This window comes from Heyndrickxia acidicola, assembly GCF_001636425.1.
GTDB lineage: Bacteria > Bacillota > Bacilli > Bacillales > Bacillaceae_C > Bacillus_AE > Bacillus_AE acidicola.
The window spans coordinates 3,210,740-3,227,756 of the sequence record NZ_KV440953.1 but is presented as its reverse complement, the minus strand read 5'-3'; the positions used below and the strand labels follow the sequence as shown (position 1 = coordinate 3,227,756).

Genomic DNA, 17,017 nt, shown 5'->3' with positions numbered 1-17,017 from the left:
AGGAATGTCAAAAGAGGATACTTATCTTATATGTTTTGTTAAAAGACAAGCTATTTAAATAGAAAACAAATTTTTTAGAGGAGATTGCAAAATGGAAAACATGGAATTAGTAATCCTTGAAACAAGCGATGTACATGGAAACATCTATCCAATTAATTATGGCACCAACAAGGCCGCAGATGTGGGACTCGCTAAAATTGCCAGTCTTGTCAAGAACGAGAGAACCAGGAATCCCTATTTGTTATTTGTGGATAATGGCGATCTTATTCAGGGAACTCCATTAATGTACCATTTTGCGAGAATAGAGCCTGCTAAGCCAAATCCAATGATTATGCTGGCAAATGAGATGCAATATGATGCAGCTGTTTTTGGAAATCACGAATTTAATTATGGTAAAGAGCTATTATCATCTGCTATACATGAATCTACATTCCCGTGGATATCAGCGAATATTCTTGATTCTAAAACAAAAAAGCCCTATTATGGAAAACCTTATTTGGTTAAGGAATTTTCTAATGGATTAAGAGTAGGTATTTTAGGTCTGACAACACCTTACATTCCAAATTGGGAACAGCCGGAGCATATTGAAGGCTTGGTTTTTGAGGATGCTGTTGCGGCGGCAAAAAAATGGGTGAAGCACCTGAAAGAAAAAGAGCAGGCGGATGTTGTTATCGTTTCCTATCATGGAGGTTTTGAAAGAGACCTTGAATCAGGAGAGCCTACTGAAACCATAACAGGTGAAAACCAGGGCTATCAGATTTGCTATGAAGTTGAAGGCGTTGATGTTCTGCTCACGGGCCACCAGCATCGTTTAATAGGAGATTCGCATGTAAATGGGGTCCCTGTCGTGCAGCCGGGCAGCAATGGAGCAGCCCTTGGAAAGGTGACTTTGTTTTTAGAAAAACAAGAGGGGAAATGGGTGATAAAAGAGTCCATTTCTAAATTGATTTCGGTTAGCGGTGCTGAGGCCGATACAATTTTGCTTGAAAACGTAAAAGAGTATGAGACTTCAACTCAGTCTTGGCTGGACCTGCCAATTGGAAGAATAGAAGGAGATATGGTTGTTCATGATCCTATGTCTATTCGATTACAGGACAACGCATTAATAGAGTTTTTTAACCGCGTTCAGATGGAGGCTGCGGGTGTGGATATCTCCAGCACTGCGTTATTTGATAATCACTCGCCGGGACTCAAGGAAAACGTAACGATGAGGGATGTCGTATCGAATTATATTTATCCTAATACATTAAAGGTCCTTCGTATTACTGGAAAGGATATTAAGGATGCACTAGAACGCTCTGCCTCTTACTTTAAAGAATATAATGGAGAGAAAATTGAAGTGAATCCGGCTTTCTCAGATCCGAAGCCCCAACACTTTAATTATGATATGTGGGAGGGAATAGATTATCTTATTGATATTCGAAAGCCTCATGGAGAGCGTATCGTCAAGCTTGAATATAAAGGAGCTCCAATCGATTTTACCAAAGAATACGAGGTAGTAATGAATAATTACCGTGCAGGTGGCGGCGGGGAATATTTTATGTTTAAGGACAAGCCTGTTGTGAAGGAAATTCAAACGGATGTCTCTGAGCTCATCGCTAATTATATTTTAGAAAGAAAAGCTGTAAAAGCCTCCGTTAATCATAACTGGAAGGTTATCTATTAATAGTATGGCGTTATAAAACAAGGCTCTTTTCGTAAACTTTGTTGCTATTAGTTATAAGTGAATATAGGAAACACAGGGTTCAGGATTGAAAACCAAAAAACTGAAGACGAAAAGATGCCACGATGCCTCACTTATTACGGATTTAACACTTTTGCATAAAGCAACAATCTATTCGAAAACAACCTTAAACAAAAACAATGAATGAGAAATGGAGATTGAATGATGGCTGCAAACAAAACCAATGCAATGCGTCTTTTAGATGCAGAAGGAATTTTCTACGAGACATACACCTATGATGTAAAGGATGGTAAGATTGATGGCATTTCGGTTGCACATAAAATAGGGAAGCCGCCGTCTATTGTTTTTAAAACCCTTGTGGTACAAGGGGCCAGCAAAAAGACGTATGTATTTGTCATTCCGGTTGAGGCAGAACTGGATTTAAAAAAAGCTGCAAGTGCAGCTAGGGAAAAGAAAGTTGAAATGGCGCCAGTAAAGGACATTCAGAAATTGACAGGTTATATTAGGGGAGGCTGCTCTCCCATTGGGATGAAAAAGCTTTACCCTACCTTTATAGATCAAGAAACTCAGTTTCATGATCAAATAATAGTGAGCGGGGGTAAAATTGGAATACAGCTGCTCATAAAAGTGGATGACCTGGCTAAAATGACAAACGCTGCTATTGCAGAGATTAGTCAAAAATAGTAAAAGCGCCTCTTTAAAGGAAGCGCAGTATACAGAATAAGTTTTTCATAAAGGCTTAGATTTCGTTTCACCACTCATTTATTTCGTTTTAGCAAGATTTTGAGATTGGACCATCGTTCCATTTTTTTCATAATGGACATGCCATGAAAGTGCCTTTTCCAATATATGCGGAGTATGCCCGCCATTCATGACTGCTTCATTAAAATAGTCCCTTAATGGTTTTCTGTACATTGGATGGGCACAATTCTCAACAATTAGATGGACACGCTCAATAGGTGAAAGTCCTCTTAAATCAGCATATCCATATTCAGTGACTAAAACATCGACATCATGCTCTGTGTGATCTACGTGAGAAACAAATGGAACAATGCTGGAAACATGGCCATTCTTTGCAATTGATTTTGTTACGAAAATAGCCAGGCGGGCGTTTCTCGCAAAGTCCCCTGAACCGCCAATCCCATTCATCATATGGGTTCCGCGCACATGAGTTGAATTCACATTGCCGTAAATATCTGCTTCAAGGGCAGTATTAATGGCGATTAATCCTAAACGTCGGATGATTTCAGGATGGTTGGATATTTCTTGAGGCCGCAGCACAATGCGGTCTTTGTATAGTTGAAAGCTCGAATAAACCTTTTTCATTTTGGCTTCAGAAAGGGTAATGGAGCAGCCTGAAGCAAAGCGGACCTTTCCCGTATCCAAAAGGTCAAAAACGGCGTCCTGCAAGACCTCTGAATAAATTTCCAGGTCTGTAAACTCTGAATTCATCAGTCCATAAAGAACAGCATTTGCCACTGTCCCAATTCCCGACTGCAATGGTGCCAGTTTCTTTGTCAAACGCCCAGCTGCAACCTCCTGCCTTAAGAAGGATAGGAGGTGATTCGCCATAAGAGCAGTCTCATTATCAGGCGGGGCAATGGTTGAAGGGGAATCCTCTTGGTGTGTAAAGACAATTCCGGCAACCCTGTTAATATCGTAAGGGATACCGGTTTTTCCTATACGGTCTTCCACTCTGGTAAGGAAAATAGGTTTTCTTTCACCATGCTCGCCTGGCTCATAAATATCATGGACTCCTTTAAGCTCTCGAGGCTGGGCAGTATTTAATTCGATAATTATGCGATCCGCCTTTTCTACAAAAATAGAAGAATTCCCAATAGACGTAGTTGGGATGATTAACCCATCATCCGAAATTGAAATCGCTTCCACAATTGCATAGTCAATTTTGTTTAATACATTAGCACGTATGGATTCGGCCATGTGGGATAGATGCTGATCTACGAAAAGCATTTGGCCATCATTAATTTTCTTCCTCATGATGGAATCTGCCTGAAAAGGGATCCGTTTATGCACCATTCCAGCCTCTGCCATTGCCTTATCTACATTTGAACCAAGAGAAGCTCCGGTGTATATATTTACCTTCAACGATTCACTTTTCGCTCTATCCACTAAGGCAAATGGTACGGCTTTGGCATCACCCGCCCTGGTAAAACCGCTTAGACCCAGAGTCATACCATTCTTTATCCACGAAGCTGCTTCTTTAGCGGAAACTACTAAGCTTTTTAAATGAGAATCTCCAATTAAGTCTAACTGATTGCTAGTCATGGCCCATCTCCCTTTTCCCTTAGGCTAATCTCGTATAATTTGTTACGTTATTGTCTTTGTGCCATTTAGCGTTTGTTATTCAACCATGCAGATCCTGTTATTTTCTTTTTTGTCTAATAGCACCAAATTGACGAAAAGAGCCTTTGCTTTTACCTATTTTATCAGCACGTAAAAGAATTTTCTTTCATTTAGGAATGAAAGGGCTTAATTAAGGCATGAAACAGCAAATTACATACACGAGCCATAATGGGAAATATTGGATAATCTGTTTAACAAGGCTCAAAAAGATTGAGTAGCAACGACTGGAAGTGAAAAGAGCTATTACATAAAAGTCAGAAGCAAAGCATCTTTCTGAAATAACTGGAATAGCTTTGGCTGACCGGAATCCTGGTTCCATCTTTCATAATTAGCACAAAAGTGGAATGGGAATCAGGATGAATTTCGGAAATAAAGGTTACGTTAACAATATAAGAGCGGTGGCACCGAATAAATAGATGGTCTGGAAGCTGCCATTCTACTTCTGATAAATTAAGCTTGTGATTCCCTTTGACATTTTCTGCATGAATCATTGTTTTTCGGCTCAGTGCCTCTAAAAACATGATTTGATTCATGGGGACAGGAATCCAGCGGTCCTCTGTTTTAACCGTTAAAAACGAGGGAGGAAGCGGGTTCGGCTTTTTGCGCAGAATGACCGTAACACAGCCTCTTGGCCCCGATGCATCTAAAAGAGGAAAAGACATGCCGAAATAGGAAACACCAAATATTCCTCTATCAACATATGCCTCAACACGATGCTTTAACGAGAGGGCTTTGTGGGAGGCTGTCCCTTCCTTAATCAAGTCGCCAGGCTGAATTTTCAGGTCTATTTGACTGCCCGGCTTATAGCAAATGTATTGTTTTTCATCTGTGATTGCAAGTGAGGCCCCATGGGGCAAAAGCTCATGAACAGCTTCCATAATAGAGCTGAGTGTGTGAGAATCCATATTAAAATTTCACTCTCCTATAATGCTCTTTTTTCCTTTCCTGTAATTAATAGTATAGTCTCTTTTTCAGAAACTTTGTTGTTTTTTCACGCAAAATAACAGGTTTTGTATTAACATGAGATGCACAAAACATCAACAATAAAGGAAAGCAGTATAAAATATGGTAGAGTAAATGGATATAGAAGGATTGGAGGACAAGAGAAATGGAGAAGAAGGATATTGAATATAAAATACACGACTTAAAGGCTGACTATGTCAGGCTTCAGCAGGATCTTGAAAAGCTTGAGTTTGTAAAAGGAAATCTACACCCTTTAGAAAAGCAGCTGAGGGATATTGAGGAAGAATTAAAGGTGCTGTATAAAAAGCTGGAGGAATAGTTTGTCCTGAAAAACAACGGAATTCATGATGGTGAGTTCCGCTTGTTATACCTAATGGCAAATCGAGCTGTTTTGTTACTGTGGCTGAAAGCGTGCTTGTCCAATCTTGTATACTTGCTTTATAACGGCATACGACATTGACCTCATCCTTTGCATTAGCTTATGATAAACATACAATCAGGCGGACGGAGGCAAAATAGTGAGCTTTTTATTGAATCGAATTGAAAAGAACCTAGATAATCTTTCAGAAGCTGAAAGGAAAATTGGGGAGTATGTCTTAGGCCACCCTGAACTGGTTCCCAGTATGACTACAAGGGAATTATCGGTTAAGTCTGGTGTTAGTGAAGCGAGCATCGTCCGATTTTGTAAATCCATTGGTATCCAAAGCTTTAAAACATTTAAATTGGAGCTGGTTAAGGAGATAACCAGGACCGAACCTGATATTACAGATTTTTCTATTTTGCAAAAAAAGGATACTCCATATGACCTTTTTCAAAAAGTGACCTATGTAAACAAGTCAGCAATTAATTCAACTCTGGCTTCTCTGGATAGAAAAGAGCTTGTGGCTGCGATTGATGTATTAAAATATGCCAAGAGGGTCATTTTTCATGGAGTTGGAGGATCTGCGACTGCCGCTTATGACGGGCATTATAAATTCACAAAGCTGGGCTACCATACCGTCATGGCGCATGACTTTCATTACTTATTATCGCTGATCCCGCACCTGACAAAAGAAGATGTATTTATAGCAGTCAGTACTTCTGGAAAAACAAAGGATGTACTTGAACTTGCCCAATTCTCTAAGTCAAAAGGTGCCACGGTGATTGCCATAACGAACATAGATAGCTCCCCTCTTTATAAAGCAGCGAATATACGGCTGTGCACTCCCGTCGTGGAGCAGGATTTCAGAATTGGCAGTATATCTTCACGGATAGCTCAGTTAAACATTATTGATACGCTGTATATAAGCCTGTTTCATATTCTTGGAGAAAATGTATTGCAGCAGTATCATGAAGCCAGAGCTGAGGCCGTGCGATTAAGAAGATAAAATAAAAAAAAGGTCTATAATGGACCTTTTTTTAATAGATTGTAACAAGTCAGATTCTATTTTAGAGGTATGCAAGTGATCTTTTTACCCTTTTTTGAAATTTAATTTCATAAAAAACAAAAAAATTATTGACGCTAAGTTTTGATATTATAAAATAAAATCATGAAATAAAATTTCAAAAGGATGATAGTATGCTTGAAAAGCTGACGACAGAAAAACGTAATAAAAGCACAATGAACCTGGATGAAATGTCCATTCGTGAAGTGCTGGAATCCATGAATAAGGAAGATCAAACGGTTCCGGCCGCTGTTTCCCAGCAACTTGGTAATATTGAAAAGGCGGTTGAATTTGTCACAACTTCTTTTAAATTTGGCGGGAGACTGATTTATCTTGGTGCCGGTACAAGCGGGCGCATAGGAGTATTGGATGCTGTAGAATGTCCTCCGACCTTTGGCTCTGATCCAGAAATGGTACAGGGATTAATAGCGGGAGGAATGAAAGCGTTCACAAAGGCAGTTGAGGGTGCAGAGGATAATGAAAGTATGGGGGTAAAGGATTTAGAAGCCATTTCTCTGACAAACCGGGATACGGTGATAGGAATTGCAGCAAGCGGCAGAACTCCTTATGTAATAGGGGCATTAAAGTATGCAAAAGCACAAGGAGCTAAAACGGTAAGCATCAGCTGTAATGAAGGATCAGAAATCAGCAAATATGCAGAAGTAGCGATTGAAGTGGTTACAGGGCCTGAAGTGCTGACTGGATCGACAAGGCTGAAAGCAGGAACTGCCCAAAAGCTCGTTTTAAACATGATTTCAACTGCATCCATGATAGGAATAGGTAAAGTGTATAAAAACTTAATGGTGGATGTTCAATCAACCAATAAGAAGCTGGTTGAACGTTCAAAGAGAATTATTATGGAGGCTGCAGATGTCAGCTATGAGAGAGCAGAAGAAACATATATAAAAGCTAAACATAATGTCAAAGCTGCAATCCTTATGATTCTTTTGGATTGCAGCTATGAAACAGCGATTGAAAAGTTGGGTACATCAAAGGGGTTTATTGGAAAAGCACTGATTTGAGTGAATAATGACAGAGTAAACAACGACGGAGGGGGAGAAAGATGAAAAAAGAGCAGCAAATAGCAGAAGGTATTTTGCTTCATGTTGGGGGAAAAGAGAACCTTCGAAGAATTGCTCACTGTATGACCAGAATAAGACTGGATTTGAAGGACCATAGTATACCGGATCTAGCAGCTATCAAAGCGGTAGAAGGTGTTATGGGTGTTATTGAAGACGAGACCCTCCAAATTGTGGTTGGACCGGGAACTGTCAATAAGGTTGCAGCTGAAATGAGCAGGATTACCGGTTTGCAGGTGGGGGAAGAAGCAGAACCGGAGCCTGATCAATTAACCCTTGAAGAAAAAGGAGCATTGAAAAAAGAAAATCTTAAAAGGAAAAATAATACTCCTTTTAAGAATTTGTTGAGGAAAATTGGAAATATCTTCATTCCGCTGATTCCAGGTATTGTCGCTTCCGGTATTATTAATGGTGCAGCTAACTTTATGTCGAATGCACATATAGGGGTTGGCACCACTTGGATGCAAATCCTGCTGTTGATAGGAGGAGGAGTGTTTACTTATCTGGGGATTCTAGTGGGATGGAATACAGCGAAAGAATTTGGTGGTACTCCCGTTCTGGGAGCGATTGCCGGGATCCTGCTGTTTAATCCGGGACTTGCCAATATTCATGTTTATGGGCATGCCCTCATACCAGGTCGAGGAGGCTTGTTTGGGGTCATTTTTGCTGCATGGTTAATGACAGTTCTTGAAAAGCAAATAAGAAAGATTATGCCTAACACGGTAGATATTATATTCACCCCGCTGATTACAGTCCTTATTGTTGGTATTTTAAGTATATATGTAGTTCAGCCGGTATTTGGAGTCATTGCGGATGGAATTACGAATGGTGTGAAAGGGATCCTGGATGTTGGAGGCCCTCTTGCAGGCGCATTATTAGCCGGCTTTTTCCTGCCGCTGGTCATGCTTGGTTTGCATCAGGGATTGACGCCGATTCATATGCAGTTCATTAGTACGTATGGGAATACCCCGCTCCTGCCGGTACTTGCTATGGCAGGGGGAGGCCAAGTCGGAGCAGCTCTTGCAATCTTCGTAAAAACAAAAAATAAAAAACTGAAAAACATTATAAAAGGAGGCCTTCCTGCAGGATTGCTGGGGATAGGTGAACCGCTTCTCTATGGTGTGACAGTCCCTCTTGGCCGGCCGTTTATAACTGCATGCATAGGAGCCGCTTTTGGCGGGGCTTTTCAGGCGGCACTGAAAACGGCATCAACAGCAATAGGAGTATCAGGGTTATCTTTGACGCCATTAATAGCGCATAACCAATATGTGGTATATCTTATCGGTTTGGTTATTGCTTATGTCTTTGGCTTCCTATTCACCTACTTCTTTGGCTTTAAAGAAGAGATGGCAGATAATATTCGCTAGTTTCATAGATAAAATTAATTTCTGATAACATTATCAATCTAATCTGGAAAAAGGGCCTGAGCATTATTTTTGGCCCTTTTTAGCTGAAAGGAGCTTTCACCTATGCTCGGCATATCCATCTATTTGTCTGAACCTGTAGAGGAAAAAAAGCCCTATATAGAAAAAATGAAGAATGCCGGATTTACTTCTATTTTCACCTCTCTGCATATCCCGGAAGACAATCCGGAGGTTTACAGAGAAAGATTAATGGAACTTGGAACCTACGCCAAAGAATATGGTCTTGAGCTGATGGCGGATATCTCCTCTAAATCGTTGAGCTATTTGGGATACACATGGGACAAAGCAACAGAGCTTTTACATTGGGGACTGACTGGGCTGAGAATAGATTACGGTATAGAAAATGAAAGCATTGCAGCGCTATCAAAAAAAATGAAAGTGGCCCTGAATGCAAGCACGTTGACACAGGAACTCTTAAAGGAGCTCCTTGAAAGCGGATTGGAAACATCCTCTGTTGAAGCCTGGCATAACTTCTATCCACGCCCCGAGACTGGCTTGGATAGAGAGGGATTTTCAATTTTGAATAAGTGGCTTACAGAGCATAGAATTCAGGTAATGGCTTTTATTCCGGGGGATCAGCGTTTAAGGGCCCCTCTATATATGGGCCTCCCCACTCTCGAGGACCACAGAGGGAGTTCACCTTTTGCGTCCTTTATGGACTTGCATTATAAAGAAGGAATTAGCAAAATCCTTGTAGGCGATCCGGAAATAAGTGAATCTTCCCTTCGTCAATTTACAGCCTTGCAAAAGGGGTTTATATTGCTGAGGGCACGTCCTTTAGTGGACAAACCAGAGCTATTGAACCTGTGCACGATGGTACATACAAATCGCCCAGATGCAGCAAGAGACTGCATACGATCAATGGAATCAAGGGTCAATCAATTGGCAGAGGGTCTTTCACTTCCCCCTGCGGCAGCCGTCACCAGAAAAAAAGGTTCAATTACCATTGACAACCAGTTATATGGACGGTATCAGGGGGAATTGCAAATTACCAAAACCGATCTCTGTGCAGACGAAAAAGTAAATGTGATAGGACATGTTGTTGAGGAGGACATCCCGCTTCTCCCATTTATAAAAGGAGGTCAGGCCTTTAAAGTGGAATGGGTGAAAAGAAAAGCGGAACCCGACGCTTAGCGGCGACCAGCATAAGACGATCCGTAAGAGAGGTTTGGTTTTTAACCTCACTTACGGATTGGATTATGACCTCGAGCCGCTGGAGGGAGGAGCTGGACAGAAAGAAAAGCGGAACCCGACGCTTAGCGGCGACCAGCATAAGACGATCCGTAAGAGAGGTTTGGTTTTCAACTCACTTACGGATTCGATTATGACCTCGAGCGGCTGGAGGGAGGAGCTGGACAGAAAGAAAAGCGGAACCCGACGCTTAGCGGCATTTGGAATGGACAGACTTTCATTTGATAAGGGAAACACGAAAAGCGGTGTTAAATTTAATTTTATTGTATTGTATTGGAAAAAGAGCAATGGACCTGAACATTGGACCAGTGCTCTTTTTTTCGCAGTTAGTGTATTTCTTCTTTGTGCATCTGAATTTTTTGTGAAAAGGCGATTAGCAATGCTAAATCATCAAATTTTACGATAAGAGATACCAATAAATGTCCTTCAGGTATAAACAAATCAAAAGAATTATGGTAAATTATAAGCAAGTGGAACTTTAATGAATAGATGCTGTCCGTATGAGGAGGACATTTGTTTGTAAAGCGCTTACATAAAATGATTAGGAGGTTTTTACATGTCAAGCAATGCTTTAGAAAGCTTCTTAAATGAAAATCTTAATGAATTAAGGGATAAGGGACTGTATAACGAAATAGACATTGTTGAGAGCGCAAACGGACCTGTTATAAAAATAAATGGGAATCAATTGATTAATCTATCATCGAATAATTATTTGGGGCTGGCAACAGACGAACGCTTAAAAGAAGTAGCATTACAAGCAATAAAGGAATATGGAGTGGGGGCAGGAGCGGTTCGAACTATTAACGGTACCCTTGATCTCCATATCAAGCTAGAGGAAAAGCTCGCTGAATTTAAAGGAACAGAAGCAGCGATCGCTTATCAATCAGGATTTAATTGCAATATGGCTGCAATTTCTGCGGTTATGGATAAAAATGATGCCATCTTGTCTGATGAATTGAATCATGCCTCCATTATTGACGGCTGCCGCTTGTCAAAGGCAAAAATTATCCGCTTTAATCACTCAGATATGGATGATTTACGCAAAAAGGCAAAAGAGGCTAAGGAATCAGGATTATATAATAAGATCATGGTGATCACGGATGGCGTATTTTCAATGGATGGTGATATAGCCAATCTGCCGGGGATCATTGATATTGCAGAAGAGTTCGACCTTATTACGTATGTAGATGATGCCCATGGCTCGGGTGTTACAGGAAAAGGTGCAGGCACGGTGAAGCATTTCGGTCTGGCAGACAAGGTTGACTTCCAAATTGGGACTTTATCAAAAGCCATTGGAGTGGTCGGAGGATATGTAGCAGGAAAACAAAACCTTATAGACTGGTTAAAAGTACGTTCACGTCCATTTCTTTTCTCTACTGCCCTGACACCCGCGGATGTAGTGGCAGCAACAAGAGCTGTTGAGTTATTAATGGAAAGCACTGAATTGAATGATCGTTTATGGGAGAATGGAAATTACCTGAAAAAAGGCTTAAAAGAGCTTGGATTCAATATAGGAGAAAGTGAAACACCTATTACTCCATGCATTATCGGTGACGAAAAGAAAACTCAGCTGTTCAGTAAAAGGCTAATTGAAGAGGGCGTTTATGCCAAATCCATTGTATTCCCAACTGTCCCACAAGGAACAGGGCGTGTGAGGAATATGCCAACAGCAGCACATACGAAGGAAATGCTGGATAAGGCCATTGCCGTCTATGAAAAAGTAGGAAAAGAAATGGGGATTTTAGTGTAAGGCCCTGTGAATTTCACTATTGATAACTGCTCGTTTTTTAGCTGTTAGAAGCGGATGTTTCACTTGATAAGCTGAAAAACGACAGTGTCTATTAACAAAGCCTAGTTTAATAGGAATGCTTGGCAAAAAAACAGGCATCTGGGAGGAAACGACAATGAAGAAGGTTCTAGTAACGGGATCTCTTGGACAAATTGGTACAGAGCTTGTATCAAAACTTCGATCTGTCTATGGAGATAGCAATATTATTGCCACTGATATCCGCAGCAACGACAGTGATGTAGTCAAAAGCGGACCATTTGAAATATTGGATGTAACAGACGAACAAAAAATGTTTGACATTGCCAGCAAATACAAGGTTGATACCATCATTCACCTGGCAGCTCTTTTATCTGCAACTGCAGAAAAAAAACCTTTGCTTGCATGGAACCTGAATATGGGCGGACTGGTCAATGCACTTGAAACAGCAAGAGAGTTAAAATGCCAATTTTTCACACCTAGTTCTATTGGTGCATTTGGTCCTTCAACACCAAAGGACCAAACACCTCAGGATACCATTCAGCGTCCTACTACAATGTATGGAGTCAACAAGGTATCCGGCGAGCTTCTTTGCGACTACTATTATCATAAGTTTGGTCTTGATACGAGGGGAGTAAGATTTCCAGGCCTCATTTCATATGAAGCAGAGCCCGGAGGCGGCACTACTGATTATGCAGTAGAAATCTACTACGAAGCAATTCGTAATCGGCAATATACTTCTTATATTGATAAAGGCACTTATATGGATATGATGTATATGCCGGATGCTTTAAATGCTATCCTGGATTTGATGGAAGCTGATGGAAGTAAACTGATTCATCGCAATGCATTTAACATTACAGCCATGAGCTTTGCTCCTGAGGATGTAGCAGCCGAAATTCAAAAGCATATGCCAAGCTTTAAAATGGATTATCAGGTTGACCCAGTCAGACAGGCGATTGCCGACAGCTGGCCTAATTCCATTGATTCTTCTGCTGCCCAAAGAGAATGGGGCTTTAAAACGGAATATAACCTTGAAAAAATGACGGCAGATATGCTGGAGAAGCTTGGAAAAAAACTTCAAAGCGCTGAACGTGCAGTAAATTAAAGATCACGCAAGAGAGCTTATTTCAAAGTGGTATATTCTGATCCGCTGAAATAAAGCTCTTTTTTGCTGCTGTCATTCAGATGGATGTTTGATCATCACCGGCAAAGCTTCCTATGCCTTGTTACAAAACGGCGGGCATCTATTGGATTATTCCAAATAAAGTATATTATGAAGAGCCGCTTTCTGTTAAAATAAGAACAGTAGAACTCGAGAATAGAGGAAAAAACAAAATATGGACTATATAATGAGTGAAAGTCGAAGAAGGTTTTGGTATCTAACCGCCGTTATACTTATACTCCTCTTTTGCACACAAATGATTTTTGTTCTGTTTTTTCAGCGCTCAAGCTGGTTTATTGGAGCCATTGTTTTTATATCGTTACTGGCATTTACCATTATTACTTTCTCAATGTACCGTCTTTCTCTTTTCTTTTCCAAGCTTAAAAAAGTAGAGGAAGAGGAGAAAAGGTGGTCTATTTTAATAGATGCAATGCCGGATTTTGTTTGTTTTAAAGATCATAAAAGCCGCTGGGTTCGCGTAAATGATTTCGGCAGAAAGCTCTATCACTTGGAAAATGTTGATTACATTGGAAAAACAGATATAGAGCTTGGCGAGTTGACTCCATTTTTTAAAGAAGGATTTGACCAGTGCTTTATTTCAGATGAGGAAGCATGGCTAAGCGGAGAGCTGATGCGAGTAGAAGAATCCTTTCAGGTACCTTCAGGGGAGCAAAAAAGTTTTGATGTTCTAAAAATTCCTCTCTTTTACCCGAATGGAGATCGTAAGGGGCTGCTGACAATAGGACGCGATATCTCTCAGCAAAAGGTTGCTGAATCTATGCTGATTAAGCAAGAGAAACTTTCTGTCGTTGGAGAACTGGCTGCTGGAATTGCACATGAAATCCGCAATCCGCTGACCAGTATTAAGGGCCTTACCCAGTTCATGCATGAAACTAAAAATATTACAGATGAATATGTAAATGTCATGATTTCCGAGATTGACCGGATTAACCAAATAGCTGGTGAGCTCCTAGCTCTTTCTAAGCCGCAGAGCAGGTGCTATAGCGAAACATCTCTAAGAGAAATTATTCAGTATGTTCTCCACATCATGCAGCCGGAAGCATTGCTGAAAGATGTACAGCTTATCTTTTGTGATGATAATCATCCAAAAGTGATAAAAGGAGACCGGAATGAGCTGATTCAGATCTTCATCAATTTTTTAAAGAATGCAATGGAAGCTATGCCAAATGGCGGAACGATAAGGATAGATACAGAGTCAAATGCTGAGAAGGTTAAAGTGACAATATCCGATGAAGGAATTGGGATTCCAACGGAGCGTCTTAATAAGATCGGGGAGCCATTCTACACATTAAAAGAAAAAGGAATGGGACTTGGATTAACCATCAGCCAGAAAATCATTCAGCAGCACCATGGTATTTTAGAATTGAAAAGTGAGGAAGGGGTCGGCACGGATGTTTTGGTTATCCTTCCATTAATTAAGCAGGCTGCTGCAGGTTAAGGTTTGCTGATTGCTTTATGTATCTTTTGTCTGGCTCCGGGAAAATCCCGGGCTCATTTTTTATTTTAAGCTCTGTTAACGGTTGAACAACATGGTGAATTGGAGCAGAATTTACAGCAAGGTTAATAGAGTTATATAGAAGGTACGGGGTTATAATAGCTTAAGGATATCTCCATATTGATGGTTATATTAATTCCGCGATGAAAAAAACAATAGGGAGTGATTGAATGAACCAAAAGGCAAAAGAAATACTTCGTACTTACTTTGGATATACGGATTTTAGGCCAGGCCAGGAAAAGTTAATCCATAATATACTGAGCGGGCGTGATTCCCTGGGCATTATGCCAACAGGAGGAGGGAAATCGATTTGCTATCAAGTGCCTTCCTTAATGCTTCCCGGAGTCACACTAGTAGTATCACCGCTCATTTCATTAATGAAGGATCAGGTGGATGCCCTGGTGAGCGCGGGTGTTTCAGCAGCTTTCATTAATAGCTCTCTTTCAAATGATGAGATAAGGGAAACCATTTCTGGAGCTGCATCCGGAAAATACAAACTTCTTTATATTGCCCCTGAACGATTTGAGTCAGCTGCCTTTATGCAATTAATAAAAGAAATTGAAGTGTCATTGATTGCCATTGATGAAGCTCATTGTATTAGTCAATGGGGCCATGATTTTAGACCGAGCTACCTTTTAATAAAGCAATTAATCCAGCAAATTCAGCCAAAGCCCGTCATTGCAGCTTTAACCGCTACCGCTACCCCAAATGTAAAAGAGGATATCCTTCATCTCCTTGATATTTCACATGAAAATGTTATTTTAACCGGTTTTGCAAGGGAAAACCTTCACTTCAACGTTGTAAAAGGCCAGGACCGTGACCGATTTTTATTTGATTATATAAAACAAAACAGCAGTCAGGCGGGTATTATATATGCAGCGACAAGAAAGGAAGTAGACCGTCTTCATGAACAGCTTGTAAATAGCGGTGTGAGGGCAGGAAAGTATCACGCTGGTATGAGTGAGAACCAGAGAAAGGATTTTCAGGAACAATTCCTTTTTGACAATATTTCTGTTATGGTAGCCACTTCTGCATTTGGCATGGGCATCAATAAGTCCAATGTACGGTATGTGCTTCACTATCATATTCCGCGTAACATGGAGGCATATTATCAGGAAGCTGGACGCGCAGGCAGGGATGGAGTTGAAAGTGAATGTATTCTTTTGTTCTCTCCTCAGGATGTGCATATCCAAAAATTCTTATTGGATCAATCCATCATGGAAGAAGAACGCAAGGAAAGTGAATATGGGAAGCTTAGAAAAATGGTCTCTTATTGTCACACAGAAACATGCTTTCAACAATTTATCCTTCAGTACTTTGGAGAAGAAGATGCTGCTCCCTGCGGGAAATGCGGCAACTGTACCGATAAGCGTGAGCAGGTTGATGTGACAAGGGAAGCTCAAATGGTATTTTCCTGTATTAAGAGAATGAATGAGCGATTTGGAAAAACCTTTATTACAAAGGTCCTCAGCGGTTCAAATGACCAAAAGATTAAAAGTATGGGATTTAACTCTTTATCCACATATGGAATTATGAGAGATAAAACACAAAAATATATCAATGAATTTATTGATTTTTTAACGGCTGATGGCTACTTAGTCCCTTCTGATGGCCAATTCCCTGTCCTTTCTTTAACTAATAAGGCCTTTAAGGTATTACTTTCAGAGGAATCAGTTATGCGGAAAGAAATGGTGCGTGCGGCCCAGCTTGTGGAAGATCATGAGCTTTTTGAAAGCTTGAGAGCCTTGCGGAAGGAATTGGCAGAAAATGAAAAGATACCTCCATACATCATTTTCTCAGATCAGACTTTAAGGGAGATTTGCAGCCTTCTGCCAAGCTCCTATTCCGAGTTTTTAAAGGTGAAGGGAGTTGGGGAGAAAAAGCTTGAACAATATGGGCAGATCTTTCTTGAAGCCATTCAATCCTATAAGCAGCAGCACGGGATAGAAGGGAATGCTGCAGTTATAGAACAGATGACCGTGTCTGCCGCACAAAAAAGTAAGCAATCAGATTCAAAAGAAAAAAGTCATCACACTACGTATCAGCTATTAATACAAGGCTTACCGCTTGAAGAGATTGCGCTAAACCGGAACATGTCCATAAGGACCATTGAAGCGCATCTCATTAAATGTGCGGAAGAAGGAATGCCTATTCAATGGGAAGAATTTATTCCGGAAGAATATGAGAAATTAATAGCCGCTGCCTATAAAGAGGCCAATACAGACAGGCTGACTCCTATAAAGGAGCTCTTGCCTGAAGAAGTTACCTTTTTTATGATCAGGGCTTTTATTCAAAAAGAAAAGCTTCAGCCAAACTAAGAGAAACGAGCCAGGTAAAGATAGCCTGGTTCGTTTTTGTTTTTGAAAGATGAGTATAGAGTTTTTTATTAAACAAATCTATGATAAGTCAACATCAGCTCGTAAAAGACCTCGCTGTGCATCC

General features: G+C 40.5%; 14 protein-coding genes. 12 read left to right on the top strand and 2 right to left on the bottom strand.

What is annotated here, in order from left to right; all coding sequences use genetic code 11:
• Positions 1-91 precede the first annotated feature (91 nt).
• Entirely contained in the window at positions 92-1,666 is a 1,575-nt protein-coding gene (locus A5N88_RS15055) for a bifunctional metallophosphatase/5'-nucleotidase (RefSeq protein ID WP_066267522.1), read from the top strand.
• 222 nt (positions 1,667-1,888) lie between these two features.
• On the top strand, positions 1,889-2,368 hold the full coding sequence (gene ybaK / locus A5N88_RS15050) for a Cys-tRNA(Pro) deacylase (protein WP_066267520.1): 480 nt from the start codon (positions 1,889-1,891) through the stop codon (positions 2,366-2,368).
• Between the two features lie 78 nt (positions 2,369-2,446).
• Here ybaK and scpC read toward each other — a convergent pair whose 3' ends face one another.
• Both scpC and A5N88_RS15040 read right to left on the bottom strand, forming a co-directional pair.
• On the bottom strand, positions 2,447-3,970 hold the full coding sequence (scpC, locus tag A5N88_RS15045; protein WP_066267518.1) for a succinyl-CoA:acetate CoA-transferase ScpC: 1,524 nt from the start codon (positions 3,968-3,970) through the stop codon (positions 2,447-2,449).
• Positions 3,971-4,302: 332 nt separating this feature from the next.
• Positions 4,303-4,953: a LytTR family DNA-binding domain-containing protein gene (locus tag A5N88_RS15040; RefSeq protein WP_066267515.1), complete on the bottom strand. Its 651-nt coding sequence runs from the start codon at positions 4,951-4,953 to the stop codon at positions 4,303-4,305.
• Between the two features lie 203 nt (positions 4,954-5,156).
• Between A5N88_RS15040 and A5N88_RS25580 the strand changes: the two genes are divergently transcribed.
• The 10 genes from A5N88_RS25580 to recQ all read left to right on the top strand — a co-directional run bounded on the left by A5N88_RS25580 (position 5,157) and on the right by recQ (position 16,893).
• Positions 5,157-5,330: an SE1832 family protein gene (locus A5N88_RS25580; protein ID WP_198160295.1), complete on the top strand. Its 174-nt coding sequence runs from the start codon at positions 5,157-5,159 to the stop codon at positions 5,328-5,330.
• Positions 5,331-5,529: 199 nt separating this feature from the next.
• On the top strand, positions 5,530-6,378 hold the full coding sequence (locus A5N88_RS15035; protein WP_066267513.1) for a MurR/RpiR family transcriptional regulator: 849 nt from the start codon (positions 5,530-5,532) through the stop codon (positions 6,376-6,378).
• Positions 6,379-6,569: 191 nt separating this feature from the next.
• Positions 6,570-7,457, top strand: coding sequence for an N-acetylmuramic acid 6-phosphate etherase (gene murQ / locus A5N88_RS15030; protein WP_066267511.1), 888 nt, complete (start codon positions 6,570-6,572; stop codon positions 7,455-7,457).
• Between the two features lie 41 nt (positions 7,458-7,498).
• Positions 7,499-8,881, top strand: coding sequence for a PTS transporter subunit EIIC (locus A5N88_RS15025; RefSeq protein ID WP_066267509.1), 1,383 nt, complete (start codon positions 7,499-7,501; stop codon positions 8,879-8,881).
• Positions 8,882-8,983: 102 nt separating this feature from the next.
• Positions 8,984-10,072 (top strand): DUF871 domain-containing protein, encoded by a 1,089-nt coding sequence (locus tag A5N88_RS15020; protein ID WP_066267505.1) that lies wholly within the window; start codon positions 8,984-8,986, stop codon positions 10,070-10,072.
• Between the two features lie 34 nt (positions 10,073-10,106).
• On the top strand, positions 10,107-10,535 hold the full coding sequence (locus A5N88_RS15015) for a hypothetical protein (RefSeq protein WP_066267503.1): 429 nt from the start codon (positions 10,107-10,109) through the stop codon (positions 10,533-10,535).
• 150 nt (positions 10,536-10,685) lie between these two features.
• Entirely contained in the window at positions 10,686-11,879 is a 1,194-nt protein-coding gene (locus A5N88_RS15010; protein ID WP_066267501.1) for a glycine C-acetyltransferase, read from the top strand.
• 154 nt (positions 11,880-12,033) lie between these two features.
• Entirely contained in the window at positions 12,034-13,002 is a 969-nt protein-coding gene (locus A5N88_RS15005; protein ID WP_066267499.1) for an L-threonine 3-dehydrogenase, read from the top strand.
• Between the two features lie 232 nt (positions 13,003-13,234).
• On the top strand, positions 13,235-14,518 hold the full coding sequence (locus A5N88_RS15000; RefSeq protein WP_232317583.1) for an ATP-binding protein: 1,284 nt from the start codon (positions 13,235-13,237) through the stop codon (positions 14,516-14,518).
• A gap of 227 nt (positions 14,519-14,745) precedes the next feature.
• A complete protein-coding gene (gene recQ / locus A5N88_RS14995; RefSeq protein ID WP_066267498.1) occupies positions 14,746-16,893 on the top strand; it encodes a DNA helicase RecQ in 2,148 nt (715 codons plus the stop codon).
• Positions 16,894-17,017 lie beyond the last annotated feature (124 nt).

Bases quoted from the DNA above. Each gene is read 5' to 3' on its own strand.
- A5N88_RS15055 (WP_066267522.1), top strand. From the start codon at position 92: ATGGAAAACATGGAATTAGTAATCCTTGAAACAAGCGATGTACATGGA.
- ybaK (WP_066267520.1), top strand. From the start codon at position 1,889: ATGGCTGCAAACAAAACCAATGCAATGCGTCTTTTAGATGCAGAAGGA.
- scpC (WP_066267518.1), bottom strand. From the start codon at position 3,970: ATGACTAGCAATCAGTTAGACTTAATTGGAGATTCTCATTTAAAAAGC.
- A5N88_RS15040 (WP_066267515.1), bottom strand. From the start codon at position 4,953: ATGGATTCTCACACACTCAGCTCTATTATGGAAGCTGTTCATGAGCTT.
- A5N88_RS25580 (WP_198160295.1), top strand. From the start codon at position 5,157: ATGGAGAAGAAGGATATTGAATATAAAATACACGACTTAAAGGCTGAC.
- murQ (WP_066267511.1), top strand. From the start codon at position 6,570: ATGCTTGAAAAGCTGACGACAGAAAAACGTAATAAAAGCACAATGAAC.
- A5N88_RS15025 (WP_066267509.1), top strand. From the start codon at position 7,499: ATGAAAAAAGAGCAGCAAATAGCAGAAGGTATTTTGCTTCATGTTGGG.
- A5N88_RS15020 (WP_066267505.1), top strand. From the start codon at position 8,984: ATGCTCGGCATATCCATCTATTTGTCTGAACCTGTAGAGGAAAAAAAG.
- A5N88_RS15010 (WP_066267501.1), top strand. From the start codon at position 10,686: ATGTCAAGCAATGCTTTAGAAAGCTTCTTAAATGAAAATCTTAATGAA.
- A5N88_RS15005 (WP_066267499.1), top strand. From the start codon at position 12,034: ATGAAGAAGGTTCTAGTAACGGGATCTCTTGGACAAATTGGTACAGAG.
- A5N88_RS15000 (WP_232317583.1), top strand. From the start codon at position 13,235: ATGGACTATATAATGAGTGAAAGTCGAAGAAGGTTTTGGTATCTAACC.
- recQ (WP_066267498.1), top strand. From the start codon at position 14,746: ATGAACCAAAAGGCAAAAGAAATACTTCGTACTTACTTTGGATATACG.